22 protein-coding genes and 1 other RNA gene are annotated in these 24367 nt (G+C 71.7%); 13 read left to right on the forward strand and 10 right to left on the reverse strand.

Annotated elements, in window-relative coordinates; translation table 11 throughout:
- The first annotated feature begins 71 nt into the window (after positions 1-71).
- The 4 genes from smpB to FHS44_RS07175 all read left to right on the forward strand — a co-directional run bounded on the left by smpB (position 72) and on the right by FHS44_RS07175 (position 4104).
- The gene (gene smpB, locus FHS44_RS07160) at positions 72-539 is read left to right on the forward strand and encodes an SsrA-binding protein SmpB (RefSeq protein ID WP_184713051.1); all 468 of its coding nucleotides are present in this window, start codon (positions 72-74) and stop codon (positions 537-539) included.
- Positions 540-541: 2 nt separating this feature from the next.
- On the forward strand, positions 542-2425 hold the full coding sequence (locus FHS44_RS07165) for a penicillin-binding transpeptidase domain-containing protein (protein WP_184713052.1): 1884 nt from the start codon (positions 542-544) through the stop codon (positions 2423-2425).
- A gap of 300 nt (positions 2426-2725) precedes the next feature.
- Positions 2726-3110: a transfer-messenger RNA gene (gene ssrA / locus FHS44_RS07170) on the forward strand.
- 160 nt (positions 3111-3270) lie between these two features.
- Positions 3271-4104, forward strand: coding sequence for an isocitrate lyase/PEP mutase family protein (locus tag FHS44_RS07175; RefSeq protein ID WP_184713053.1), 834 nt, complete (start codon positions 3271-3273; stop codon positions 4102-4104).
- A gap of 6 nt (positions 4105-4110) precedes the next feature.
- Here the strand turns inward: FHS44_RS07175 and FHS44_RS07180 are convergent, their stop codons facing one another.
- Positions 4111-5244 carry a S1C family serine protease gene (locus FHS44_RS07180; RefSeq protein WP_184713054.1) on the reverse strand — a complete coding sequence of 378 codons (1134 nt, stop codon included), beginning with the start codon at positions 5242-5244 and terminating at the stop codon, positions 4111-4113.
- A gap of 136 nt (positions 5245-5380) precedes the next feature.
- Between FHS44_RS07180 and FHS44_RS07185 the strand changes: the two genes are divergently transcribed.
- From FHS44_RS07185 to dprE2, 5 genes are all read left to right on the forward strand, one after another.
- A complete protein-coding gene (locus tag FHS44_RS07185) occupies positions 5381-6601 on the forward strand; it encodes a hypothetical protein (protein WP_184713055.1) in 1221 nt (406 codons plus the stop codon).
- Between the two features lie 56 nt (positions 6602-6657).
- On the forward strand, positions 6658-9036 hold the full coding sequence (locus tag FHS44_RS07190; RefSeq protein WP_184713056.1) for an acyl-CoA dehydrogenase family protein: 2379 nt from the start codon (positions 6658-6660) through the stop codon (positions 9034-9036).
- 154 nt (positions 9037-9190) lie between these two features.
- The gene (locus FHS44_RS07195; RefSeq protein ID WP_312863550.1) at positions 9191-10126 is read left to right on the forward strand and encodes a decaprenyl-phosphate phosphoribosyltransferase; all 936 of its coding nucleotides are present in this window, start codon (positions 9191-9193) and stop codon (positions 10124-10126) included.
- A complete protein-coding gene (gene dprE1 / locus FHS44_RS07200; RefSeq protein WP_184713058.1) occupies positions 10123-11448 on the forward strand; it encodes a decaprenylphosphoryl-beta-D-ribose oxidase in 1326 nt (441 codons plus the stop codon). The genes FHS44_RS07195 and dprE1 overlap by 4 nt, the downstream gene beginning before the upstream one ends.
- A gap of 46 nt (positions 11449-11494) precedes the next feature.
- Complete coding sequence (dprE2, locus tag FHS44_RS07205; RefSeq protein WP_184713059.1) at positions 11495-12238, forward strand: decaprenylphospho-beta-D-erythro-pentofuranosid-2-ulose 2-reductase; 744 nt, start codon at positions 11495-11497, stop codon at positions 12236-12238.
- Here the strand turns inward: dprE2 and FHS44_RS07210 are convergent.
- On the reverse strand, positions 12235-12882 hold the full coding sequence (locus tag FHS44_RS07210) for a TetR/AcrR family transcriptional regulator C-terminal domain-containing protein (protein ID WP_184713060.1): 648 nt from the start codon (positions 12880-12882) through the stop codon (positions 12235-12237). The genes dprE2 and FHS44_RS07210 overlap by 4 nt on opposite strands.
- A 90-nt stretch (positions 12883-12972) precedes the next feature.
- Between FHS44_RS07210 and FHS44_RS07215 the strand changes: the two genes are divergently transcribed.
- Genes FHS44_RS07215 through FHS44_RS07225 form a run of 3 tightly spaced genes read left to right on the forward strand, consistent with a single transcriptional unit; the run spans position 12973 to position 15062 of the window.
- On the forward strand, positions 12973-14436 hold the full coding sequence (locus tag FHS44_RS07215; protein ID WP_184713061.1) for an FAD-dependent monooxygenase: 1464 nt from the start codon (positions 12973-12975) through the stop codon (positions 14434-14436).
- 28 nt (positions 14437-14464) lie between these two features.
- Entirely contained in the window at positions 14465-14821 is a 357-nt protein-coding gene (locus FHS44_RS07220; protein WP_184713062.1) for a DUF1622 domain-containing protein, read from the forward strand.
- Positions 14814-15062 (forward strand): hypothetical protein, encoded by a 249-nt coding sequence (locus FHS44_RS07225; protein WP_184713063.1) that lies wholly within the window; start codon positions 14814-14816, stop codon positions 15060-15062. The genes FHS44_RS07220 and FHS44_RS07225 overlap by 8 nt, the downstream gene beginning before the upstream one ends.
- A gap of 4 nt (positions 15063-15066) precedes the next feature.
- On the opposite strand, the gene FHS44_RS07230 is transcribed toward FHS44_RS07225, so the two are convergent.
- Both FHS44_RS07230 and FHS44_RS07235 read right to left on the reverse strand, forming a co-directional pair.
- The gene (locus FHS44_RS07230; protein WP_184713064.1) at positions 15067-15717 is read right to left on the reverse strand and encodes a LysE family translocator; all 651 of its coding nucleotides are present in this window, start codon (positions 15715-15717) and stop codon (positions 15067-15069) included.
- 255 nt (positions 15718-15972) lie between these two features.
- Positions 15973-16851 carry a LysR family transcriptional regulator gene (locus FHS44_RS07235; protein WP_184713065.1) on the reverse strand — a complete coding sequence of 293 codons (879 nt, stop codon included), beginning with the start codon at positions 16849-16851 and terminating at the stop codon, positions 15973-15975.
- A gap of 75 nt (positions 16852-16926) precedes the next feature.
- Between FHS44_RS07235 and FHS44_RS07240 the strand changes: the two genes are divergently transcribed.
- Entirely contained in the window at positions 16927-17451 is a 525-nt protein-coding gene (locus FHS44_RS07240) for a cysteine dioxygenase family protein (protein WP_246435103.1), read from the forward strand.
- Here FHS44_RS07240 and FHS44_RS07245 read toward each other — a convergent pair.
- The 6 genes from FHS44_RS07245 to FHS44_RS07270 all read right to left on the reverse strand — a co-directional run bounded on the left by FHS44_RS07245 (position 17430) and on the right by FHS44_RS07270 (position 24359).
- The gene (locus tag FHS44_RS07245) at positions 17430-18197 is read right to left on the reverse strand and encodes a PspA/IM30 family protein (protein WP_184713066.1); all 768 of its coding nucleotides are present in this window, start codon (positions 18195-18197) and stop codon (positions 17430-17432) included. The two genes, FHS44_RS07240 and FHS44_RS07245, sit on opposite strands and share 22 nt — an antisense overlap.
- A gap of 17 nt (positions 18198-18214) precedes the next feature.
- Positions 18215-18964 carry a hypothetical protein gene (locus tag FHS44_RS07250; protein WP_184713067.1) on the reverse strand — a complete coding sequence of 250 codons (750 nt, stop codon included), beginning with the start codon at positions 18962-18964 and terminating at the stop codon, positions 18215-18217.
- Positions 18964-20796 (reverse strand): substrate-binding domain-containing protein, encoded by a 1833-nt coding sequence (locus FHS44_RS07255; RefSeq protein WP_312863551.1) that lies wholly within the window; start codon positions 20794-20796, stop codon positions 18964-18966. Before FHS44_RS07255 ends, FHS44_RS07250 begins: the two co-directional genes overlap by 1 nt.
- A gap of 137 nt (positions 20797-20933) precedes the next feature.
- Positions 20934-21554, reverse strand: a complete 621-nt coding sequence (locus FHS44_RS07260; RefSeq protein ID WP_184713068.1) for a TetR/AcrR family transcriptional regulator — start codon at positions 21552-21554, stop codon at positions 20934-20936.
- A gap of 13 nt (positions 21555-21567) precedes the next feature.
- Positions 21568-23742 carry a YhgE/Pip domain-containing protein gene (locus tag FHS44_RS07265; protein ID WP_184713069.1) on the reverse strand — a complete coding sequence of 725 codons (2175 nt, stop codon included), beginning with the start codon at positions 23740-23742 and terminating at the stop codon, positions 21568-21570.
- Positions 23739-24359: an ABC transporter ATP-binding protein gene (locus FHS44_RS07270; RefSeq protein WP_184713070.1), complete on the reverse strand. Its 621-nt coding sequence runs from the start codon at positions 24357-24359 to the stop codon at positions 23739-23741. Before FHS44_RS07270 ends, FHS44_RS07265 begins: the two co-directional genes overlap by 4 nt.
- Between the last annotated feature and the right edge of the window lie 8 nt (positions 24360-24367).

Genomic DNA, 24367 nt, shown 5'->3' on the forward strand with positions numbered 1-24367 from the left:
AGCGCGTCCACGGGGCGCGCTCCCCACGCGGGACGCGGTCGGCCGTCCCGGTCCCCGGTAGGCTCGGGGGCATGCCACGTGAGACCGGGCGGAAGGTCATCGCCCAGAACAAGCGTGCCTGGCACGACTACCACATCGAGGACACCTACGAGGCTGGTCTCGTGCTCCAGGGCACCGAGGTCAAGTCGCTCCGTCTGGGCAGGGCCTCCCTGATCGACGGATACGCCGTGCTCAAGGACGGTGAGGCTTGGCTGATCAACGTCCACATCCCCGAATACACCATGGGGACGTGGACCAACCACGCGGCGCGTCGCACCCGGAAGCTTCTGCTCCACCGCAAGGAGATCGACAAGCTGGTCGCGAAGACCAAGGAGGGCGGCCTGACGCTGGTGCCGCTCGCGATCTACTTCAAGGACGGCAAGGCCAAGGTCGAGCTGGGTCTCGCCAAGGGCAAGAAGGACTGGGACAAGCGGCAGACCCTCGCGGAGAACCAGGCCAAGCGTGAGATGGCTCGCGCTCTCAGGCACAGGAACAGGTAATTGTGACGGGGAAGGCTCGGCGGACCGTCGCCGCGGCACTGACGCTGGCGGCGACGGTCCCCATGCTGTCGGCCTGCCTTGAGGAGCCCTCGGCCCACGAGGCGGTGCGCGACTTCCTGGTCGGCTGGCAGACGGGCGACTACGTCGCGGCGGCCAGGCGCACCGACGGGGACGAGCGGACGGTCAGCAAGGCCCTGGAGGACGCCAAGATCCAGCTTGACGCCGCGTCCTTCCGCTTCCGGGTCAAGGCCGTGCGCCGCGCGGGAGACGAGACGGAGGCCGACTTCGACGCCGAGGTCGACCTGGGGGAGAACAACCCCCTATGGCAGTACACCGGCAAGCTCCCCCTGCACCTGGTCGACGGCCGCTGGAAGGTGCACTGGTCGCCAAGCGTGCTCCACCCCGACCTGCACGAGGGGCAGCGCTTCGCGGTCGACGTCATCCCCGAGGGGCGCAAGCCGATCCTCGACCGCAACGGCGACCCCCTCCAGCAGGAGGCGACGCTGTACGTGGCGAACGTCGTCCCGGCGACGCTGAAGGACCCGGTCGCGGTCTGCGAGCAGCTGTCGAAGATCACCGGCTTCCCCCAGGACCGCCTGCTGAGCCGCATCAGGTCGGCCAGGCCCAACGTCCAGGTGCCACTGGTGACCTTCGGACGCGCCAAGTACGCCCAGATCAGCGACAAGCTGGCCGCCATCCCCGGCATCGTCGTCTCGCCGCAGAAGCAGCCGGTCGCCCCCGACTCGCCCGCCCAGATCGTCGGCACCGTCACCGCGGTGACCCCGGAGACCGAGCAGCAGCTCGGCGGCCCGCAGCGGGCGGGAGACACCGTCGGCAGGACCGGGCTGCAGAAGGCATACCAGGAGCACCTGACCGGCTCGACGGAGACGCGGGTCATCACGGTCGACCTGAAGACGAACCAGCAGGTGGCCGAGCTGCGCAAGTGGCGGCCGAGCCGTTCGACCTCGCCGGTGCGCACCACGCTCGACGGCCCGGCCCAGAAGGCGGCCGACACCGCGCTCTTCGGCACCACCCCCGGCATGCTGGTCGCGGTCCAGGCCTCGACCGGTGAGATCCGCGCGGTCGGCAGCACCAAGGAGTACAACCAGGAGAAGGACGCCCTGGCGGGCAAGTTCCCCGCGGGCACCACGTTCTCGATCATGACGGTCGAGGGGCTGCTCAAGGCGGGCATCAGCACCAAGCAGCGCCTGGCCTGCCCCGTGGAGCGCAGCGTCGGCGGTGCCCGCTTCCGCCAGGCCGACCCTCCCGGAGGTACGGCGCCAAGCCTGCTGGGCGACTTCGCCAGCGGCTGCGTGACCGCGCTGACCGCGCTGGCCCGCAGGATCGACGGCACCGAGCTGACGGCGAGCGCCACCAGGTTCGGCATCGAGTCGCCGTGGACGCTGCCGCTGAAGTCCTTCAGCGGCTCGATCGGCCCCCTGCGCACCGACGCCGCGACCGCCAAGGCCATCGCCGGGCAGAACGTGCTGGTCAGCCCGCTGTCCATGGCCCTGGTCGCCGGGGCGGCCGCCTCGGGCACCTGGCGGCCGCCGACCCTGGTCACCGACCCGAAGAGCCCGGACCCCGCGGCCGAGGCGGAGCCGCCGAAGCCGCCGAGCCCGATCAAGATCGACGACAAGGCGGTCGCCACGCTCCGCACGCTCATGCGCTCCGGGGTGGTCGCGGGCTCCGCCCGCTCGGCCACGGCGCCGGGTGCCCCGGTCCACGGGCTCACCGCCGCCGCCACGCAGAACCGCAAGCCGCTCGCGTGGTTCGTCGGCTGGCAGGGGGACATCGCGGTCGCCGTGCTCATGGAGAGCGCCGACTCGACGGCGGGGGCGGCCGTCGCGGGCCGTTTCTTCCAGAAGCTGAACGCCGGAACATGACGTTCTGAGATTTTCTCCTCACCCTGAGCAACCATCGAGGGCCCGGTCTGCGTCTTCCCAGATGACCGGGCACCGCTTGGGGGGTTGCGGACCCGGTCACCTCGACGGGACCGGGGCCTCGTCTCGGGGGAGGTCCCGGCCGTCACGGCCGGTCAGACCCTGCCGGTCACCCCGGGGACGTGCGCGATCACGCCGCGTTCCCGGGGCCCTCCGTTCACCGGGAATCGAGTTGGCGTTACCGGTGTTGTACCGGGTATCTTCAGATTCCCGGTCCCCAGGGCCGGGTTGACAACTCAACAGGGGGGTGACTGGTTTCGACTTTGGCTTTGCAAGTCAGGGGAAGCGAGTCGAGGACTGCGGACATAACCTCGTTAACACTGTGACCGCGACCAACAAGTGCCAATAAGACGCACTCCGAAGTCAGCCAGGCTCGCCTGGCACTCGCCGCCTAAGCAGCGAGTGACTTCTGCCGGCCCGGGAGCGCCTCCGGCCCGGATCCGGCATCGCTAGGAGGCTCAACCGTTCGACCCGGCCACGGGGAAGATCGGGAAATCAAACAGTGGCTGAGCCCGTCGGCGTCTTGCCTGTGTGATCGCCGGGGCTGAGAAAAGCAGAACAGGCTGCACTCGGAGAAGCCCTGCCTTGGAGTTGAAGGACGCGGGTTCGATTCCCGCCACCTCCACCCCCGTTCCGTGCCTGGGAGCGCGGAACACACCGTCTGAGGGCGGTCATGCGGACTCACGTCCGTGTGACCGCCCTCGGCGTTTTTCCCGGCCTGGCCGTACGACGAGAATCGAACGGGTTTTCCCCTCCGGGGGAGGATCCGAACTGGTTTACTGCTTCCCATGACGAGTCTTCGTGAGAAAGCAGAGCTGTTCCACTCGTTGCATCAGGGTGGTGGGCCGTTGGTGCTGGCCAACGCCTGGGACGTCGCCAGCGCGCGTCTTGTCGAGGAGAGCGGGGCCGGGGCGGTCGCGACGACCAGCGCCGGGGTGGCGTGGAGCCTCGGCGCCCCCGACGGCGACCGGCTCGACCGTGACCAGGCGATCGACCTGATCGCCAGGATCGCCGCGGCCGTCGAGCTGCCCGTCACGGCCGACATCGAGAGCGGCTTCGCGGCCGACGCCGAGGGGGTCGCCGAGACGGTCAGGCGCGTGATCGCGGCCGGTGCCGTGGGGGTCAACATCGAGGACGCGCTGCGCGACGGGGGCACGCCGCTGCGTCCCGTCGAGGAGCAGTGCGAACGGCTCGCCGCGGCCAGGCAGGCGGCCGACGAGGCCGGGATTCCCCTCTTCGTCAACGCGCGGGTCGACGTCTACCTGCGCGGGGTCGGCGAGACGCCCAAGGAGCGGTTCGAGACGGCCGTCGAGCGCGCCACGGCCTACCTCGCGGCCGGGGCCAGCGGCGTCTTCGTGCCCGGGGTCGTCGATCCCGAGACCGTCGCCGCGCTCGCCGGGGCCGTCGCGGTGCCGTTGAACATCCTGGCTGGGCCCGGGGCTCCCACGGTCGCCGAGCTGGGCGCGCTGGGCGTCGCCCGGGTCAGCCTGGGCTCCTCGATCGCGGAGGCGGCCTACGCCCTCGTGCGCGAGGCGGCCAGGGAGGTGCTCGCCTCGGGCACCTACACGGCTCTTGAGGGCGCCCGGGAGTACGGCAGGCTCAACGCGATCCTGGGCGGGTGAGGCCCGTCAGTCGCCCGGGAGCTGGCCGAGCGTCACGGTGACCGTCGCCCTGGAGGCGTCGGCGCGCAGGAGCTGGATCTGGGCGTGGTCGCCGGGGTTGAGGCTCGCCATGACCTCGGCCAGCGCCTGGGTGTCCTTGGTGGGGGTGCCGTTGATCGACAGGATCACGTCGCCGCGCCTGATGCCCGCCTTCCCGCCGCTGCCGTCGGGGGCGACCCGTACGACGCCGACGCCCGCCGGTCTGCCGTCGGAGCCGATCACCGTCTGCACGGTGATCCCGAGGGCCGCCCTGTGGGTGTTGGAGACCTTGCCGTACCTGATGATCTGGTTGGCGATGTCGGTCGCGGTGTTCGAGGGGATCGCAAACCCGATACCGGGGGCCTGCCCGCCCCCTAGCTCCGGGTTGACGGCCGTCAGGGTCGGGATCCCGATGACCTCGTTGGAGAGGTTCACCAGGGCGCCGCCGCTGTTGCCGGGGTTGATCGCGGCGGAGGTCTGGATGGCTCCGGTGATCGTCGCCCCCGGTCCGCCCTCCTCCTGCGGTTCGCTGACCGTACGGCCAAGCGCGGAGACGATGCCGTTGGTGACGCTGCCGGACAGGCCGAGGGGGTTGCCCATGGCCAGGACCAGCTGCCCGACCCGGAGCTTGCGTGAGTCGCCGAACCTGGCGGGCCGCAGCCCCGTCGGGTCGTCCACCTTGATCACGGCCAGGTCGCCCAGGGCGTAGGCCTTGACGAGCCGCGCGGCGCGAGGTTTGCCGCCGCTGGCCAGCGTCACCTCGAAGCTCGTCGAACGCCCGATGACGTGGGCGTTGGTGATGATGTGTCCCTGGGTGTCGTAGATGACGCCGGAGCCAAGGCCGTTCTTCGTGGTGATCTGCACGATGGACGGCAGCACCGTGGCGATGACCTGTTCGTACTTGGACTCCAGGCCCTCGGGACCGACAGGGGAGGCGCCCGGTGGCGGGCCCACGGGAGCACCGGCGGACGAGTCCGCCGAGGGCGGGGGCGGCGTGGTGGCCGTGGTGCCCGGCTGTGAGGGCTCGGCGCCCAGCCCCGGTGGTCTCGCGCTCTGACCGCACCCCGCGAGCGTCATGACGACGGCGACCGACAGCGCGGCCCGTGAACTCCATCCCTGCATGCGGGAGTATCTTCCCAGCTCAGCGCGGAAGATGCTCTTGCCGGGTACGGCGGCGCGCCCTCCTGGGGGCGCCTCGTGGCCGAAGCGTGATGGGATGCGTTTCGCCCATCAGGCGAGGTGACATAGCCTGGCGGTCATGGCGGACGTTGGTGGCGACTCCTCCGGGCGCCCTCATGATGGATACATCCCGTCCTATGACGCGCCCACGGCGCCCATCCCCGCCGTCCGCGCGGAGGACGGCTCGCTGATCAACCCCCGGGTGCCGCGCCGGTTCCCCATCGGCGACGGCGAGGAGACCGTGCTGGTCCCCAGACCCGAACCGGCCAAGGAGCCCGAGCCCGGGAAACCGGGCGAGGAGCAGGAGTCCGTCTGGCTCTTCCCCATGGCGGGCTTCCCCGGCCTCGAACAGGACGAGAGGGAACGCGCCCCCGAGGAGCCGGAGAAGGCGGACACCGCCCCCGGTGGGCTGTCCGGCATCTGGGCCTGGGAGGCCACCGCGAGGAAGGCGGAGGAGAGCTCTCCCTCGAAGCCCGTCTGGACGCCCGTTCCCGTGGAGAGGCCCGAGGCGCGTCTGGTGCCGGGGCCGCCTCCCGCGCCCTTCGCGCCCCGGAAGAAGACGCGCGGGGACGGCCTGCTGACGCGGATCGGGGACATCCCCATCCGGTTCGTCTACAGCGTCGGCGCCGCGCTCGTCACCGCCCTGGCGGTCTTCCTGATCTTCGTGGCGTTCTCCGGCGACCGGCCCGCCAGGATCGACCAGTCGGGCAGCGGGACCGGCGTCACGGTCCCGCCCTCGCCGTCTCCGACGGCGATCACCCTTCCCGGCCTGCCCGCGGCGACGACCCTGCGGGCGCTGCCCGGCACGCCGAGCCCGGTGCTCGGCGCGGTCACCGACAGCAGGGCGGCGATCACCTACGCCAAGCTGGGCAAGCCGTGGCAGACGGCCGACGTCGCCTCCTTCTCCGCGGGCCAGCAGGTCGGTACGGCCCGGCAGCCGGGCACGATGATCGTCTCCGGCCTGCTTCCCGGTGCCTCCCCGCAGGCCGACCTGAAGACCGACGCCGAGTTCCGCAGGGCCGCGGCGGGCGCGGTGAAGTGGACGATCGCCAACCACTACCCGGCCGGGGCCAAGGTGGCCTGGACGGCGTCGCAGAAACCGGCGACGGGCAAGGGCTGGACGCTCGGCTACCGGGTGACCTACACCGTGAAGGGCAAGCGGCACACCTCGCAGGCGGCGCTCACGCTGCTGGACATCGGCCGCCGCAAACCGGCCATGCTCTTCATCACCGTTCCGGACACCCGTAAGGCGCTCTGGGCGGATATCGCACCATTGGTGGCAAGTGCTCGGGCGCTGTGACGGAAACACATTCTAGAATCTGGTTCTGTCACTGAACCGTGTCTGGAGGCTCTGTCATGGCGATCGGGTTGGGGGAGGAGCACCGGGCGCTTCGCGAGTCGGTGACCGGCTGGGCGACCCGGAACATCTCCCCCGAGATCCTGCGGGCAGCCGTACAGGCCGAGGAGGAGACCGTCCCCGGCTTCTGGGCGAGCCTCGCCGCGCAGGGACTTCTCGGTCTCCATCTGCCCGAGGAGTACGGCGGCAGTGGATACGGCCTGCTGGAGACGGTTGTCGTCGTCGAGGCCCTGGGGGAGCGGGTCGCCCCCGGCCCCTTCCTGCCGACCGTCCTGGCGAGCGCGGCGATCCTGGCCTCGGACGGCAAGGCACGCGCCGACCTGCTTCCCGGGCTCGCCGACGGCACGCTGACCGGCGCCGTAGCGCTGACCGGTTCCCTGACGGGCACCCGTGAGGAGGACGGCACGCTGACCGTCGGCGGCGTCGTCGAACCGGTCCTGGGCGGCGGACTCGCCGACATCCTGGTGCTCCCGGCCGCCACGGACGAAGGGTCGGTGTGGGTCGCCCTCGACGCCTCGACGGTGACCGTGACGCAGGTCAGGGCGCTGGACCTCACCCGGGGCGTGGCCAGGATCGAGGCCGGGGCGGTCGCGGTGCCGCCGGGGCGGGTCCTGGACGGCCTGCGGTCCGAGCGCGTCCGCGACCTGGCCGCGATCCTGCTCGGCGCCGAGGCCGCGGGCGTGGCCTCCTGGTGCGTGCGGGCCGCCGCCGAGTACGCCAGGGGACGTGTGCAGTTCGGCCGTCCCATCGGGCAGTTCCAGGGGGTCAAGCACAAGGCGGCCAGGATGCTCGTCGCGCTCGAACAGGCCCGCGCGACCGTGTGGGACGCCGTCCGCGCCGCCCGCGCAGCCGGAGAGAACGCGGTTGGAGAGAACGCAGCCGGAGGGAACACGGCTGGGGAGAACACGGCCGGGGTGGGCGTCGCCGTACAGGCCGTGGAGAATGCCGCCACGGGGACCTCGGGGGAGGCCGTTGCGCGAAGCGCAGAAGTGGGCGTCGCCGTACAGGCCGTGGAAGAGGACGGTTGGGAGGCGGTTTACGCGGCTGCGGTCGCGGGGGTGGTGGCGCCTGACGCGGCTGTCGGGTGTGCCAGGGACGCGATCCAGATCTTCGGCGGCATCGGCTACACCTACGAGCACGACGCCCACCTCTACTACCGGCGCGCGCTGAGCCTGCGCGCGCTGCTCGGGCCCTCCGCCGGGTGGGCCGACACGGTCGCCACGCTGGCGCTGGACGGCGTGCGCCCCAAGATGGAGCTCGACCTGCCCGAGGAGGCCGCGGGACTCCGCGAGCGCGTCCGCGCCGAGGTCGCCGGGTTCGCCCGCCTCGAAGGCAGGGAGCAGCGGCGGGCGCTGGCCGAGGCCGGTTACGTCATGCCGCACCTGCCGAGGCCGTGGGGGCGCGAGGCCACCCCCCTCGAACAGGTGCTCATGCACCAGGAGCTTCGGGCGGCCCGGGTCAAACCACCCCAGATGATCATCGGGGCGTGGGTCGTGCCGTCGATGGTCGCCTACGGCACCCCCGAGCAGCAGGAACGCTTCCTGCCCCGCACGCTCAGCGGGGAGATGATCTGGTGCCAACTGTTCTCCGAGCCGGGCGCGGGCTCCGACCTGGCCTCCCTCCAGACCAGGGCGGAACGGGTCGAAGGGGGCTGGCGGCTCAACGGGCAGAAGGTCTGGACCTCGATCGCGCACCTCGCCGAGTGGGCCATCTGTCTCGCCCGCACCTCCTCGACCGGCTCCAAGCACGAGGGCATCACCTACTTCCTGGTGGACATGAAGGCGCCGGGCGTCACGGTCAGGCCGCTGACCGAGATGACCGGGGAGAGCCTGTTCAACCAGGTCTTCCTCGACGACGTGTTCGTCCCCGACGAGCTGGTCGTGGGCCAGGTCGGTGACGGCTGGCGGGTGGCCCGCAACACCCTGTCCAACGAGCGGATCCTGCTCTCCTCGGGGTCGGGCGGCACCGGCGCCTCGATCCGCGACCTGCTCGGGCTCGTGGGAAGGCTCGGCCGCGACCTCACCGCCGTCGAACGCCAGGACCTTGCCGCCGTGCTCTGCGAGGGACACTCGATCGACGCGCTTGGCCTGCGGGTGACGCTGCGGCAGTTGAGCGGCGCAGAACCGGGCGCCGACGGCTCGGTCCGCAAGCTGCTGTCCACCTCGCACGCCCAGCACGTCGCCGAGTGCGCGGTCGGCCTGCTGGGCACGACCGCCGTGGTCGCCGCCGACCTCACGCTCGGCGACGCCGGTTACTGGAACCGCGCCATCCTGGCCACCCGTGCCATGACGATCTACGGTGGTACCACCGAGGTCCAACTGAACATCATCGGTGAGCGGATGCTCGGCCTGCCCCGAGACCCGGAACCCGGCAGGTGAGCCGCGCCGTCACCGTGCGCTTTCGGCCTGGATGACTTTTCCCGTCGTCAATGACCTTGTGGACGACGCCACAGGAAGGCAAGAATCAGATCACCATGCCCAAGGTGACAATTCCCCCCACATCTCCCTCGGGCGCCGTCCCAGCCGCGAAGCGGTGAGCGAGGAGACGGTGCTCGGACGACCGCAGGCCGAGCCGCCTGTGGACGTCGAGCCTGCGCGGAGGTTCTCGCCCTTCGCCCTCCTGCGCGCCTGCCGCCCCCGCCAGTGGCTCAAGAACGGCCTGGTCTTCGCGGCGCCCGCCGCTGCGGGCGTGCTGTTCACCGTGCAGGGGATGCTGGACGCGCTGATCGCCTTCGCCGCCTTCTGCATCGCCGCCAGCGGGGCCTACCTGCTCAACGACGCGGCCGACGTCGAGGCCGACCGCCGCCACCCGCGCAAGCGCCACCGCCCGATCGCCGCCGGTCTGGTCCCGGTACGGCTCGCCTGGGTGGTCGGGATCGCGTTCGTGCTGCTGGCCCCCGCGGTCGCCGCGCTGTCCGGGGGCTGGCGGCTGCCGCTGGTCGTCGCGGGCTACCTGTCGCTGACCTTCTCCTACACCTACTACCTCAAGCACCAGGAGGTGATCGACCTCGTCGCGGTCGCGGGATGCCATGTCATCCGGGCCTTCGCCGGGGCGATCGCCGTACAGGTGCCGGTGACGAGCTGGTTCCTGGTGGTCATCTCGCTCGGCTCGCTGCAGCTCGTCGCGGGCAAGCGCGAGACCGAGCTGCGCGCCGCCATGGGCAACGCGACAGGCAACGCGACCCGGGCCATCCTGGCCGCCTACACGCCCGCCTACCTGGCGGGGGTCAGGGCGATGGCCTCCGGAGCCATGATCGTGACCTACTGCCTGTGGGCGCTGAACGAGCACTCCGGGCCCTTCTACCCGATCAGCATCGTCCCCTTCGTGCTGATCGTCCTGCGGCACAACCTGCTGGTCGACCGTGGCGTCGGTGAGGAACCCGAGGAACTCGCCCTGCGCGACCGGCCCATCCAGCTCTTCGTCGTCCTTCTTCTCCTTCCTCTCCTGATCGGGATCTACCTCACATGACCCTGCTGACCGGCTGGGGCCGTACCGCGCCGACCGTCGCGCGAGTGGCCAGGCCTCGTTCGTCCGAGGAGGTGGCCGAGCTCGTACGGCGGGCCTCGGAGCGGGGTGTCGTGCCCAGGGGGCTCGGCCGGGCCTACGGCGACGCCGCGCAGAACGCCGGGGGGCTCGTCCTCGACTGCACCGGGCTGACCACGTGGTCTCTCGACGAGTCCACCGGGCTGGTCACCGCGGGCGCCGGGATCAGCCTGCACGACCTGATGACGGCCCTGGTGTCCAAGGGGTGGTTCGTCCCCGTCACGCCGGGAACCCGGCACGTGACGGTCGGCGGGGCCGTCGCGGCCGACGTGCACGGCAAGAACCACCACGTGGACTCCTCCTTCGGCGCCCACGTGCGTTCCCTGACGCTGGTCACCGCGGACGGCGGCAGCCGTACGGTGACACCCGCCGACGAGCTGTTCTGGGCGACGGTCGGCGGCATGGGGCTGACCGGGGTGATCGTCGAGGCGGTCTTCCAGTGCGTGCCGATCGAGACCTCGCGGGTCAGGGTGGACGTCGAGCGCACCCGCGACCTGGACCACACGCTTGAGACGATGACCGCGACCGACGACCGTTACCGCTACACGGTCGCCTGGATCGACCTGCTCGCCTCGGGGGCCAGGCTGGGTCGCAGCGTGCTCACCAGGGGCGACCACGCGAGCCGCGCCGAGCTGCCCAGGGGGACCGAGCCGCTGGCCTTCGCGCCCAGGACGAGGCTGAAGGCACCGCCGTGGGCGCCGAACGGCCTGCTCAACCCGCTGACCGTGCGGGCCTTCAACGAGGCGTGGTACCGCAAATCGCGTCCTGCGACCGGGCTCATCCAGGAGATCGGGCCGTTCTTCCACCCGCTGGACTTCGTCGAGGGCTGGAACCGGGTCTACGGGTCCAACGGCTTCGTCCAGTACCAGTTCGTGGTGCCCTTCGGACAGGAGGCGACGCTGCGGCGGATCGTCTCCAGGCTCTCGGCCGAGGGCGTCGTGTCCTTCCTGACCGTGCTCAAGCGCTTCGGTCCCGGCACGCCGGGGATGCTGTCGTTCCCGATGCCCGGCTGGACCCTCGCCCTGGACATCCCGGCGGGCCGGGTGGGGCTCGCCCGGCTGCTGCGGGAGTTCGACGAGTGGGTCATGGAGGCGGGCGGGCGGCTCTACCTGGCGAAGGACTCGCGCATGTCGGCGCAGGCCCTGGCCACGATGTATCCCAGGCTCGACGAGTGGCGCAAGATCCGCGACGAGGCCGATCAGGGCGGGGTCTTCCGCTCCGACCTGGCCAGGAGGCTCGCGCTGTGAGCTCTGTGAGCGCTGTGACGATGACAGGTTGTGGGAGGCTCGTCCGATGAAGAACGCCCTGGGCTCGGTCGACACCGTGCTGCTGCTCGGCGGGCGCAGCGAGATCGGCCTCGCGATCGTCGAGCGGCTGGTCCGCGACGGCGCCCGCAAGGTCGTGCTGGCCTCCCGGGACCCCGGCGAGACGCCCCCGGTGATCGGCGCCGCCGAGGTGCACCTGCTGGAGTTCGACGCCTCCGCGCCCGAGACGCACGGGGAGGTGGTCGAGGCCGCGGCGAAGCTGGTCGGCGACCTCGACGTGATCATCCCGGCCTTCGGGGTGCTGGGCAGCCAGGAAGCCTACGACGCCGATCCGGTGGCCGCCGCGCGCGCGGTCGCCGTCAACTACGGCGGGCACGTCTCCATGGGCCTCTTCGCCGCCCGGCGGCTGCGCGAGCAGGGCCACGGCACGCTGGTGGTCCTGTCGTCGGTCGCGGGCATCCGCGTGCGCAGGGCCAACTTCGTGTACGGCTCGGCCAAGGCGGGCCTGGACGGCTTCGCCCAGGGGCTCGGCGACGCGGTGCACGGTTCCGGTGCCAGGGTGATGGTCGTACGGCCCGGCTTCGTGGTCGGCAGGATGACCAAGGGGATGTCCCCGGCGCCGCTGTCCTCGACCCCCGGCCAGGTCGCCGACGCGGTCGTGGCCGGGCTGCGCTCGGGCGCCGAGGTGGTGTGGGTGCCGGGCGCGCTGCGCGCGATGTTCGCGGTGATGCGCGTCCTGCCCCGCGCGGTGTGGCGGAGGATGCCCCGCTAGTCCTTCCGCAGGAGGGCGCGCATGCCGTCGATGATGATCCGCAGGCCGTACTCGAAGCCCGCGTCGCCGTCGGCGTCGAACAGGCCGCCGAGGGCCTGTGTGGTGAGGGGGAAGCGCTCGGGGTCGAGGGTGGGGGCGAGTCGTCCCTCCTGGTAGGGGTTGTCGGCCTCGCCGTACGCCGAACCGGTGCGCGCCTGCTCCTCGATGGTGAAGCCGACCGTGTAGTGCAGGAGCGTGGGGAAGGCGCGGGCGGCCACCTCAAGGGGGAAGCCCGCCTCCCGCATGGTCCGCAGGGCCAGCTCGGTCATCCGGAAGATGGCCGGGTCGGTGACGTGGGTGCCCGCCATCATGCGTGCCCCGTCGCGATAACGCAGCATCGTACGGCGCAGCCGCCTGAACCTGTCGGTGAGCCATTCGTCCCAGCGGGTGTGGCGTCCCGGCAGTTCGAGCCCCTCCGTGCTCTCGGCGAGCACGATGCCGGTCATGACGTCGAGTAGTTCCTGCTTGTTCTTGACGTGCCAGTAGAGGGCCGGAGCCTGTACGCCCAGCTCCCTGGCCACCAGGCGCATGGTCAGCCCGTCGAGGCCGACCTCGTTGAGCAGCCGCAGTGAGGTTCGTGCGACCTGCTCGGTAGTGATCTTCATCCTGTCCTCCGTCCTGGCGCGCTTGACAGCTTAACATTGTTCAGCTAATCCTTAACGCAGTTAAATTTAACGTCGTTAAGGGAGAAGATCATGGAGAAGACGGACGTGGTGATCGCCGGTGGCGGGCCGACCGGGCTGATGCTCGCGTGCGAGCTGCGGCTGGCGGGCGTCGAGGTCGTCGTGCTCGACCGGCTCGCCGAGCGGGGCCGGGATTCGCGGGCGGGCGGCATCCACGCGCGCACCATGGAGATCCTCGACCAGCGGGGCATCCTCGGCGGCTTCCTCGACGAGGGGCGGAGGCTGGGGGTCGGGCACTTCTCCGCGCTGCCGCTGGACTTCAGCGGCTTCGAGACCAGATATCCGTTCCTGCTCATGATCGTGCAGACGGCCATCGAGCGCCTGCTTGAGGAACGCGCCGCCCAGCTCGGCGTGCGGGTGCGCTGGTCGTCAGGGGTGACGGGCCTGCGCCAGGACGAGAGTGGCGTCGAGATCGAGACCGAGGGCGGCGGGAGGCTGCGCGCGGCCTACCTGGTCGGCTGTGACGGTGGCCGCAGCACGGTGCGCAAGCTCGCCGGGATCGGCTTCCCCGGCACCCCGGCGACGATGACCGCGCTGCTCGGCGACGTCTCCCTCACCGACCCGCCTCCCGGACGGATCTTCCAGGAGCGCAGGGAACACGGCTCCTTCAGCGTGCTGCCCTTCGGCGAGAACTGGTACCGGGTGATGACCGACGAGCACGACCACGTGGCGGACCGGGACGCCCCGGTGACCTTCGAGACGCTGCGGGAGACGTTCGTGCGGATCGCCGGGACCGACTACGGCATGCACAGCCCCCGCTGGGTCTCCCGGTACGGCGACGCCGCCCGGCAGGCGGAGCGCTACCGCGCGGGCCGGGTGCTGCTGGCCGGGGACGCGGCGCACATCCACTTCCCCGCGGGCGGCCAAGGGCTGAACATGGGCGTGCAGGACGCCTTCAACCTCGGCTGGAAGCTCGCCCTGGTCGTCAACGGCACCGCGCCCGAGGAACTGCTGGACAGCTACCACGCCGAGCGGCACCCGGTCGCGGAGACGGTGCTGGGCAACACGCGGGCGCAGACGGTGCTCGGTCGGCCTGGCGCGCAGATGAACGCGCTGCGCGAGACGTTCAGCCGCCTCATCGAGGTGGACGAGGTGAACCGGCTGCTCGGCGGCATGATCACCGCGCTGGACATCCGCTATCCCCTGGGGGACGGTCACCCGCTGCTCGGCCGCAGGGTCCCCGACCTCGACCTGCTCACCCCGCACGGCCCGGCCAGGCTGTACGGCCTGCTGCACGACGCCAGGCCGCTCCTGCTCGATCTGGGGTCGGGGGAGAGCGTCAAGGGGTGGGCGGACCGGGTCGACGTGGTCGAGGCGAGCTGCGCTGACCGGGTGTGGACGCTGCCGGTCGTCGGGGAGGTGCCGGCCCCCGAGGCGCTGCTCGTGCGTCCCGACGGCCACGTCGCCTGGGTCGCCGGTTCGGGCTCCCTGGAGACGGCCCTCACCACCTGGTGTGGTCCGGCGACTACCGCTTAACGGGCAGGTCAGCGGGTACCAGCACCTCATGCCTGATCTCCTGCCGGAGGAGACCCTGGAGGAGGTCGTCAACCTGCTCGTCCGCCTCGTCGAGGCGATGGGAGCGATCGTCATCTTCGCCGGGGCGGCCACGGCCTTCGTGCGGTTCGTGGTGGCCGCCCTGCGCGGGAACGGCGACGGCTTCGTCACCGTCCGGCTGTTCCTGGGCAGGTTCCTCGCGCTCGGGCTGGAGTTCCAGCTCGCCGGAGACGTGCTGCGCACGGCCGTCTCGCCGAGTTTCGCCCAGATCGGGCAACTGGCGGCCATCGCGACGATCAGGACCGCGCTGAACTTCTTCCTGAGCAGGGAGATCGAGCGGGAGAGGAGCATGGTCGGCGGTGGCTGACCTGGTCCAGACGGCCGTCCCCCTGGTCGTCGCCATGGGACTGGCCGCCGCGCTCGCCGTGCTGGCACGTGGCGCCGGTCCCAGAGAGGCGATGGCGGTGCTGCTCGACTTCCTCGTCGCGGCGGGCCTGTTGCGCCTGTCACAGGCCCAGACGTGGACGGCGATCATCCTGGCGGCGCTCACGGTGGTCGTCCGCAAGGTCGTCGTCGCCGGGTTCCTGATCCGGCCGGGGGACCGCTGAGAGCTCAGGCCCGAGCCGCGTGGGCGCTCTCGCCGGTGAGGGCGGCCACGGCGCCCAGGCCGAGATAGACCACGCCGCTGGTGACGTCCAGGCGGCGCCGGGCGCGGGCCGAGCCACGCAGGCGTCCGGCCATCGCCGAGGCGAGCAGGGCGAAGGCGCCGTCGCTCATGGCGCCGAGCGCGATCCAGACCAGGCCGAGCACCACGACCTGCGGGGCGATCGGGCCGAGCGCGGGGTCGGTGAACTGCGGGAGGAAGGCCAGGAAGAAGATCGCGGTCTTCGGGTTCAGCACGTTGACCACGAAGCCCTCCCAGAACAGCCGCGATCTTGAGGCGGCCGCGACCTCGACGGGGGCCTCCCCGTCCGCGCGGGCCGCCATGAGCTTGCGGACGCCGAGCCAGACCAGGTAGGCCACGCCGAGGTACTTCACCACGGTGAACGCGGTCGCCGAGGCGGCCAGCAGCGCGCTGATGCCCAGGGCCGCGGCGGCCACGTGGACCACGGACCCCAGGTGGATGCCCAGCACCGAGAGCAACCCCGCGGTACGGCCCTGGGAGACGCTGCGGGTCACGATGTAGAGGACCGCGGGGCCGGGCACGAGGAGCAGGGCGAGGGTCGCGGCGGCGAAGAGGGCGAGCGTTGTCAGGTGCGGCATATCCGGATCGTAGGGGCGAATCCTGACTGTCCGCCTCAGATTTTCCCGCCGTACGGCCCGGCCCGCCGTACGACCCGGCCCGCCGTACCGCCCGGCCCGCCGTACGACCCGGCCTGCCGGATGGCCCCGCCGTTCTGCGGCCCGGCACCGGATGCCCCTCCCGCTCTGTGCTTCGGCCTGACTGTACGGCTCGCCGTCCACGGCCCCGGCCTGGTTGTACGGCCCCGCCGCACAGCCAGGCCGGGCCGTACGGGCTCATGGGATGTCGGTCGCGTGGGCCGCGGCTGCCAGGGTGGTCAGCAGGGCGGCCGTGGCAGGGGGCAGGGGCGGCTCGCCGTAGGTGGCGGCGTAGACGTGCCGGGTCGAGCCGGGCACCTCGACAGCGTTGACCCCCGGATGGCGGTGCGCGCGCAGGGCCAGCCCCGGCAGGAGCGTCACCCCCATCCCGGCGGCCACGAGCGCCTGGACGGCGACGATGTCGTCGGTGGTGAAGGAGATGTCCGGTTCGAAGCCCGCCCGCGCGCACAACTGGAGCAGATGACTTCGGCAGCGGTCGCAGCCCCCGATCCAGGGGGAGTTACGGTGCGCGGGCAGGTCGCCCGTCACGCCCGAGGTGACCAGGTAGCTGGGGTCGTCCATCAGGTGGGTCAGCCGGACGCCCTCCGCCTCGGGGTCGGTGTCGGCGTAGCGGAAGACGACCGCCACGTCCACGTAGCCCGCCCGGAGCATCCGCAGCGCCTCGGGCGGCTCGGTCTCGGTCAGGCGCAGCCTGAGCCCCGGGTGCTCCCTGGCCAGCAGCGCGGCGGCCCCGGGCACGAACGTGCCGAGCGCGGAGGGGAAGGCGGCCAGCCTGACCCGGCCCGCGCGCAGGCCGACGTGCGCGGACAGTTCGGCGGCGGCGGAGTCGATGCGGCCGATGATCTCGGTGGCCCGTTCGGCGAGCAGGCGTCCCGCCTCGGTGAGCCGGATGCCCCGGCCCGCCCGCTGGATCAGTTTGGCGCCGGTCTCGGCTTCGAGCCGGGCGAGATGGTGGCTGACGGAGGGCTGGGAGTAGTGCAGTTCCCTGGCGGCCGCGGTGACCGAGCCGTGCCGCGCGACGGCGGCCAGGACGCGAAGCCGTACGACATCGAGCATGTATCAAAATTATCGATAGGTGAGCGGAAAGATAGGCATTGGACGTTATGTATTGGTATGGCGCACGCTGGCCGTATGGCAACCATGACATTCGTCCGTCCCGGCCTCGCCGAGTTGGTCGAGCGGGTCCGGGGGCTGACCCGCGTGCCCGCGTCCCCTCGGCTGACGGCCTTCGCCGTGGCCGACGCGCTGCGCGGCCACCTGCCCCCGCCGGAGATCCTCACCGAGGAGGAACGGCTCGGCGACCCTGACCGCTACGTCGGCCACACCCTCCACGCCGAGAGCGCCTTCTCGGTCGTGGCCGTCGTCTGGCGGCCCGGCCAGGAGACCGTGATCCACGACCACGTCGCCTGGTGCGTCTTCGGGGTCCTGCGGGGCGCCGAGTACGAGACGATCTACCGCCTCGACGGCGACCACCTGACCGAGGCGGGCCGTACGGTCAACCACGTGGGGGAGGTCAGCGGCTTCGCCCCGCCGGGGGACATCCACCGGGTCCGCAACATCGGCGAGACCACGGCGATCTCCCTGCACGTCTACGGCGCCGACCTCGGGGCCACCCCCAGCAGCGTCCGCCGCGTCTACGACCTGCCGGTCCGCTGATCCCCCGGTCCCTCGTCCCGCTGACCGAGACCGAGACCGCGCCTGATCTCCTCAAGCCGGGCGGCGCCCTCGACGTCGAGACTGGCCCGCTCGACCTCCAGCATCCTGGCCTCGACGGAGTTCGTGGTCAGCTCCGCCTCACCGAGGGCGCGGGCGTAGCGCCTGTCGATCTTCTCCCTGACCTCGTCGAGGGTCGGGGTGTCTCCTGCCGGAGCGAGTCCTGACATCTCACCCATGGTCGTGTTGAGCTGCTCCTGCATCTCGGCCTGGTCGAGCTGTGAGAGCAGCCGCATCCGCTCGGCGAGCGTGCGCTGCAGGGCCGCGGCGTTGGTGTCGACGGCGGCGCGGGCCTGGTCGGAGGCCTGCCGGGCGCGGTCGTACATGAGCTTGGTGTCCCGCAGCGTGCTCTCGGCGGCGACGAGCTTGGAGGCGAAGGCACGGGCCGACTCCTCGTAGGAACGGGCCTTGGTCTCGTCCCCCTCCGCCCTGGCCCGCTCGGACAGCAGGATCGCCTGCCTGGCGTTCTCCTGGAGCCTGCCGGTCTCCTCCGTCGCGCGGGTGAGCCGCAGCTCCAGCTCGTGCTCGTTGCCGATGACCGAGGCGGCCCGCTGGCTCAGCACCCGGTGCCGCTCCTTGGCCTCCTGTACGGCCTGCTCTATCTGGACCCGGGGGTCGGACAGTTCGGACAGTCTGCCGGACAGGGCGAAGACGAGATAGCGCCAGGCCCGTCGGACGAGTGTGAACATGGGGACTCCTTACCGCTTCACCGCTCCGGCGGGGGTTGCCGGTCCAGCGCGTCGCGAGTGATCTGTTCGGTTTCACGCAGGCCCATCCGGACCCCTTCGAGCCCGGCCGCCAGCTCGTCGAGCACCCGCGCCGGGTCGAGGACCCCGGTGGCCGACGTCGCCGCCAGCTCGACCACCCGCGCCAGGAGTCCCTCAATGCTGATCGTGCTCGACTCCATCCGGGCGAGCACCCGGTCCCTGGTCTCGGCGAGCCGGTCGACCACCTCAAGCTGGGTGGCCAGCGAGGCGAGGGCGCGGTCGATGTCCTCGACGACCTCCCGCCTCGCCTGTTCCCTGGCGCCGGTCAGCCGCAGGCGTTCCCCCATGAGATGGTCGAGGTCGAACCTGGCCAGCGCGGTGCCGGTCAGCGACGCCTGCTGGGCCAGCCGCCGCAGGGCGGCCATCGCGTCGTCCACCTGGGGACGCATCCGCGCGATCCGCCCGGCCAGCGGGCCCTCGTCCATCGAGGCTCCGAGCTCGTCGAAGCTCCGCGCCGCTGCCTCGGCCCGCCGCAGCCACCGCTCCTCCTGGCTGCCCGAGGTGACGGCCGCCGTACGGCTGCCGCGACGGCCCTGCAGGGCGGCCGTTCCCACCTTGGTCAGCCAGACGGCGGCTCCCACGAACACCGCGGCGGCCGGGGGCACGTTCACGGCCCAGGCGGCACCCGCCGCGGTCGCGCCGAGCAGCAGCCCCCACGGGTCGCGCAGTTCCTCACCGAGCCGGGACATCAGAAGTTGGACACCACCGCGGTGAACACCTGGTCGATGCTCCCCGGCTCCCGGGAGTCGTAGGCGGCGGCGTTCGTCACCTCGGAGATCTTCCTGAGCACGCCGAGGTCGGCGTCCTGGCCGTAGGCGATCGTGAACATCCGCACCGACTCCCTGGACTGCTCGGTCCGCAGCCCGGCCAGCAGCCCGTCCAGCGAGAGGCTGTTGTTGTCCTCGTTCCTGCCGTCGGTGAGGAAGACCACCGCGTTGATCGCCTCACCGCTGTGCCGTCCCTGGACGTGCTGGTAGGCGGCCAGCGCCGTGTCGTAGAGCCCGGTCCCGCCGTCCGGGGTCAGCCCTTCGAGCCTGGACCGCAGCCGCCCGCGCTGGGCGTTGTCAACGGTCGCGATGGGGGCCAGCTCCAGATAGTCCTTGTCGCCGTCCCGCTGGGTGGAGAACATCCACAGCCCGACCTGGTCGTGCGGGCCGAACTGGGTCAGCGCGTTGACGGCAGCCTGCTTGGCCAGTTCGAGCTTGCTCTTGCCCGTGTCGGGCACCTGGGCGCCCATCGAGCCGGAGACGTCGATCACCATGAGCACGTTGGCGGGCTTGCGCAGCTCGGCCCAACTGGTCAGCACCTTGTCGAGCACGTTGGGGGCGGGCGGGCTGAGCGTGCTCCTCGGCTCCGCGGGCAGCAGCCCGTTCGCCTGGGTGATGAGCTTGCCCGGCTTGCCGTCGTGCGACCTGAAGGCGTGGTCGGCGAACTTCTTCTGCTGCGGCGCCGCCTGGAGGTAGGTGAGGAAGTCGGCGGCGACGGCGCGCTTGGCGTCGTCCACCCACGGCGTGGTCAGCACCGCGTACGGGTTGTCCGAGTAGAGGGTGCCCTCCTTGGGATAGATCGCCACCAGCGGCACCTTGGGCTTGGGGTGCTTGCCCAGCGTCGTGGGGTCGCCGGTCGGGTTGCCCTCGTTGTAGTCCCAGACGGACTTCTCCTCGACGGCAACGGCGGAGATGTAGCTCAGGCCGGTCCCGGCGTCGTCGGCCCGCTGGAGGTTCGACAGGAACGTCAGCGTCGTGTCGCCGTAGTGCACGATCGAGTGCTCGACCCCCCGCACGAACTTCCGCGCCCCGGGGTCGGCCACATTGCGCTCCGTCAGGTCACCCGACAGGCCGGTGGCCGCGAAGTAGGTGCCGACTGTGGCGTTCAGGCCACTGGTCGAGAAGTTGGGGTTGGTCTTGCCGAGGCGGAACGCGCCCCACTCGGGGTGACCGTACTTGGCCCAGGAGCTCTTCGACAGTTCGAGCAGGTCGGACCAGCCGAGTTTCTTGCCCGGCCAGCCGAGCGCCTCGGCCATCGGCTTGGGCATCGCGATGACCAGCGGCGTCTTGGCGACCGACGGGTTGTCCCCGGAGACGGGGGAGGCGGTGTCAGCGGCGGCGGCACGCTGCCTGAGCAGGGCGAGCCAGCTACTGCTCGCCGGGGACCAGACGTCGGGGCGTGGGCCGTCCCTGCCCTCGTCCCAGCCCCTGGCGAGCGCCTGGATCAGGGCGCCGCTCGACCTGGTCACGGCGACCTCCGCGCACTGGCCGCCGACCTTCCTGCCGCTGTAGTCGGCCGCCATCTTGCGCAGCAGCTCGGCCTTCTCCAGGGAGGCGGCGACGGTCAGCCGCACTCCCTTGCCCTCGCAGGCCACGGGCTGGGCGTTGTTCGCGGGCTTGCCGCCCCCGCTCCCGCCGCCCCCGTCGTCCCGGCTTCCGATGAACAGCCGCAGGCCGACGATCAGGCTCCCGGCGACGAGGATCGCGATGACGAACGGGGCGACGTTCCTGCGTCGTCGCTGCGGCTGCTGCACCCGGCCTCCTGATGGTGTTGGTACCTGTCCGACGAACGAGCCCTCACCGGAGTTCACCGTGATGATTCACCGCATATCCCGGCACTGTGATCAGGGGAAGGCCGGGGCGCCGTCAGACGATCGTAGGAAGAACCGTTTTACTCGGACAAGAGGGGATCGGCCACCCGTCCGTGGACGAGATCGACGAGCGTGGCGTGCAACCGCTCGATCGGCCGGGCGGGATGCAGCGCCCTGCGCTCGATCGAGGTCGTCAGCACCATGCCGAACAGCGCGGTCGCCGCGGTCTCCACGTCCAGGTCCGCGCGGACGACCCCTTCGGCGACCGCCCGGCGCAGCACGTCGGCGTAGACGCCCAGCACCTCCCGCCTGAGCGTGGCGACGGTCTCCTGCCAGGCCGTACGCCACATCTCGGTCAGCAGCACCCGGGCGAAGGCGGCGTACTCCTCGAAGAACCGCAACTGCGCCATGATCACCGCGTCCAGCGCCCCGAGCGGGCTCTCCTGGCCTTGGGCCGCCCGGGTCATCGTGTCCGCGAGCTGCCGGATGCCGTGTTCGAGCAGGGCGGTGAAGAGCCCCTCCTTGCTGCCGAAGTTGTAGAAGACCGTGCCCTTGGCCACCCCGGCGCGCTCGGCGATGGCCTCGACCGTGGCCGCCGCGTAGCCGTCCTCGGCGATCACCTCGACCGCCGCGCCGTACAGCCGCAGCCGTGTCGCGGCCCTGCGGCCGTCCTCCCCGCCTCCGGCACGCTGTCTCGTCATGCGGCCACCGTAGTCACAGCGACAGCTCGGGGTGCAGGCGGCGCATCGTCCAGGTACGGCCCCGCTGCACGGCGTAGGCGCTCAGGGCCAGGCCGAGGACGGTGAACAGGGCCAGCACCCCGCAGGCCTGCCAGACCACGGTCAGGTCGCCGCCGCTGATCAGCCTGCGCAGCGCGCTGACCACCCAGCTCATCGGCAGCCACGGGGAGATCGCCCTGAAGAAGCCCGGCGAGGTCTCGATGGGGTAGGTCCCGGCCGCCGAGGTGAGCTGCAGCATCAGCAGCGCCAGCACCGCGACCCGTCCCGGCGGCCCGAGCAGGGCGTTGACCGCCTGCACGATCGCCAGGAACGCCGCCGTGGTCAGCAGCAGAACCCCGGCGACCCCGGCCCAGTGCGCGGCCTCCATGCCGAGTGCGAACCTGATCACGGCCAGCAGCACGCCGACCTGAGCCGCGCCGAGGACGAGCCCGGGAAGCCACCCCGCGAGCGCGATCCGCCAGGCGGGAGCCGTACCGGCCAGCAGGCGGGGGTTGAGCGGGCGCAGCACCATGTAACTCACCATCGCGCCGACCCACAGCGCGAGCGGGACGAAGAACGGCGCGAAGCCGGTGCCGTAGTTCGGCACCCGGTTGGAGACCTGGCTGGCCAGCCTGACCGGGTCGCTCATCATGTCGGAACGCCGCGCCCGCTCGTCCCCGTCGTAGTCGGGGATCTCGGCCGCGCCCTCACCGAGTTTGTCGCTCAGCTCCTTCGAGCCGTCGGCCAGCCTGCCGATGCCGGTGCTGAGCTCTCCGGCGCCCCGGCTCAGCCTGCCGACCCCGGTGTCCACCCTGCTCGCGCCGTCGCTCAGCCTGACGATGCCGCCGTCGAGTTGGGCGAGTCCCCGGCTGAGCCGGTCGGCCCCGGCGCCGAGCTTCGTCAGGCCCTCGGTGAGCCGGTTGCCCGCCGTACCCGCTCTGCCGAGTCCCGCGCTGACCTTGGCCGAGCCCTCGGCCAGCTCGCCGAGGCCCGCGTCCAGCCGTTCGACGGCTTTCCTGGCCTTCTGGAGGCGTCCGCCCGCCTCGGTGACGCGGGCCGCGAGGTCGGAGACGCGCCGCAGCCTGGCCGTGTCCTGTCCGTCGAGGGGCGAGCGGGTCGAGGCCGCGAGCCGGTCGGCGATGCCGCGCAGCGCGGGGTCGGCCTCCGGGTTGGCGGCGACCCACTCCTGCAACCGCCGCGCCTGCCGTACGGCCTGGCCCGAGTCCTGCCCGCCTCCGCCCGAGCCGTCCGCGAGCACGGACTCGGCCAGGGACCGGAGCCGGGACAGCTCGTCGGCCGCCCTGTTGAGCGCCGCGACCTGGGCGTGGACCTGCCGGTAGACCTTGGCGTTGCCCGCGGCGACCTTCCTGGCGCCGTCGCCGAGTCTGTCCAGACCCCTGCCGAGCTCGCGGGCGCCGTCGCGTGCCCTGCCCAGGCCGCCCGCGAGCTCGGCCGCCCCCGACGACAGCTTGCCGGTCGCGGCGTTCGCGCCGTTCAGGCCCGTGACGAGCTGCCGGGTCCCGTCTTTTGCCCGGTCGAGCCCGGAGTCCAGCGCGGAGGCGCCCTCGCCCGCCTTCGCCGCGCCGTCACGCAGCTCACCGGCGCCGTTCGCGGCCTTGGCGGTGGCCTCGTGCAGCTCGCCGAAGGACACGAAGACCCGGTCCCAGTAGTCCTTCAGCGCCGTACGGCCCGCTGACTCCCTGACCTCGGCGAACACCGCGTCGGAGATCGTGCGCATGACGTAGCTGCGGCCGGTGTCCACCCGCACGCCCAGCTCGGCCGGGGTCGGCGTGCCCTCCCCGGAGGGAGAGGCGAGCTTCGCGCTGAAGTCGGCGGGGATGGTCAGCGACAGGTAGAACCGGCCGTCGTTCACCCCGTCCACGGCCTGCCGGGCGTCGGTCGTGTGCCAGTCGAAGATCCGGCGCTCGCGCAGCCTGTCGGCCAGCTCCCGGCCCGCGTCGATCGTCTTCCCGTCGGCGGTCGCAGGGCGGTCCTCGACGACCAGCGCCACCGGGATGTTCCCGAGGTTGCCCTGCGGGTCCCAGAACGACCACAGGTACAGCCCGGCGTACAGCAGCGGCAGCGTCACCACCCCCGCGAGCGCCACCCTGGTCAGCCGTGACCGGGTGAAGCGCCGCAGCTCAAGGTTGCCCAGCCGAAGTGATCTCATCGTTCCTCCCCGCCCGGCAGGCGCAGTGCCTCCGTTGCGGCGTTTTGTGGGGGTTCGGTACACGAGGCGAGGAGGGTCAGTCCCAGGGCCGCCAGCTCCGTGAGCGTCGCCCAGAGCGCCGCGCGCCGTTCCGTGTCGAGCCCGGTGTCCACGTTGTCGAGGACCAGCAGCCCCGGTTCGTCGAGCAGGGCCAGGGCGAGGCCGAGCCGTACCCGCCGCTCGCGGTCCAGGGCGCGCACCAGCGTCCTGTCGGTGGGGGAGCGGTCAAGACCCGCCAGTTCGAGTACGGCTCCCGCCCGCCGCCGTGCCCCCCGCTCGCGAAGGTGCTCGGCGACCGAGAGCGCGGGTTCCAGGTCGTTGACCCCGTCCACCAGGCCGAGCGCGGCCAGCCGCCTGATCGCCCTCGGCGTGTGCTTCCCGCCGACCAGGAGTGTGCCCGAGGTGGGTCTCATCCGCCCCGCCAGGGTCAGCAGGAGGCTCGTGCGTCCGCTGCCCGCCTGCCCGGTGACGGCCGTGAGCCCGCCGGGGTCGATCTCGACGGTGACGTCGCGGTAGACCCAGCCGTGCCCGCCCCGCAGGGAGAGACCGTTCGCGCGCACCGCGACCCCGGGGAACATCCCGCCTC

Source organism: Streptosporangium saharense (genome assembly GCF_014203715.1).
In the GTDB taxonomy this organism is placed as follows: Bacteria; Actinomycetota; Actinomycetes; order Streptosporangiales; family Streptosporangiaceae; genus Streptosporangium; species Streptosporangium saharense.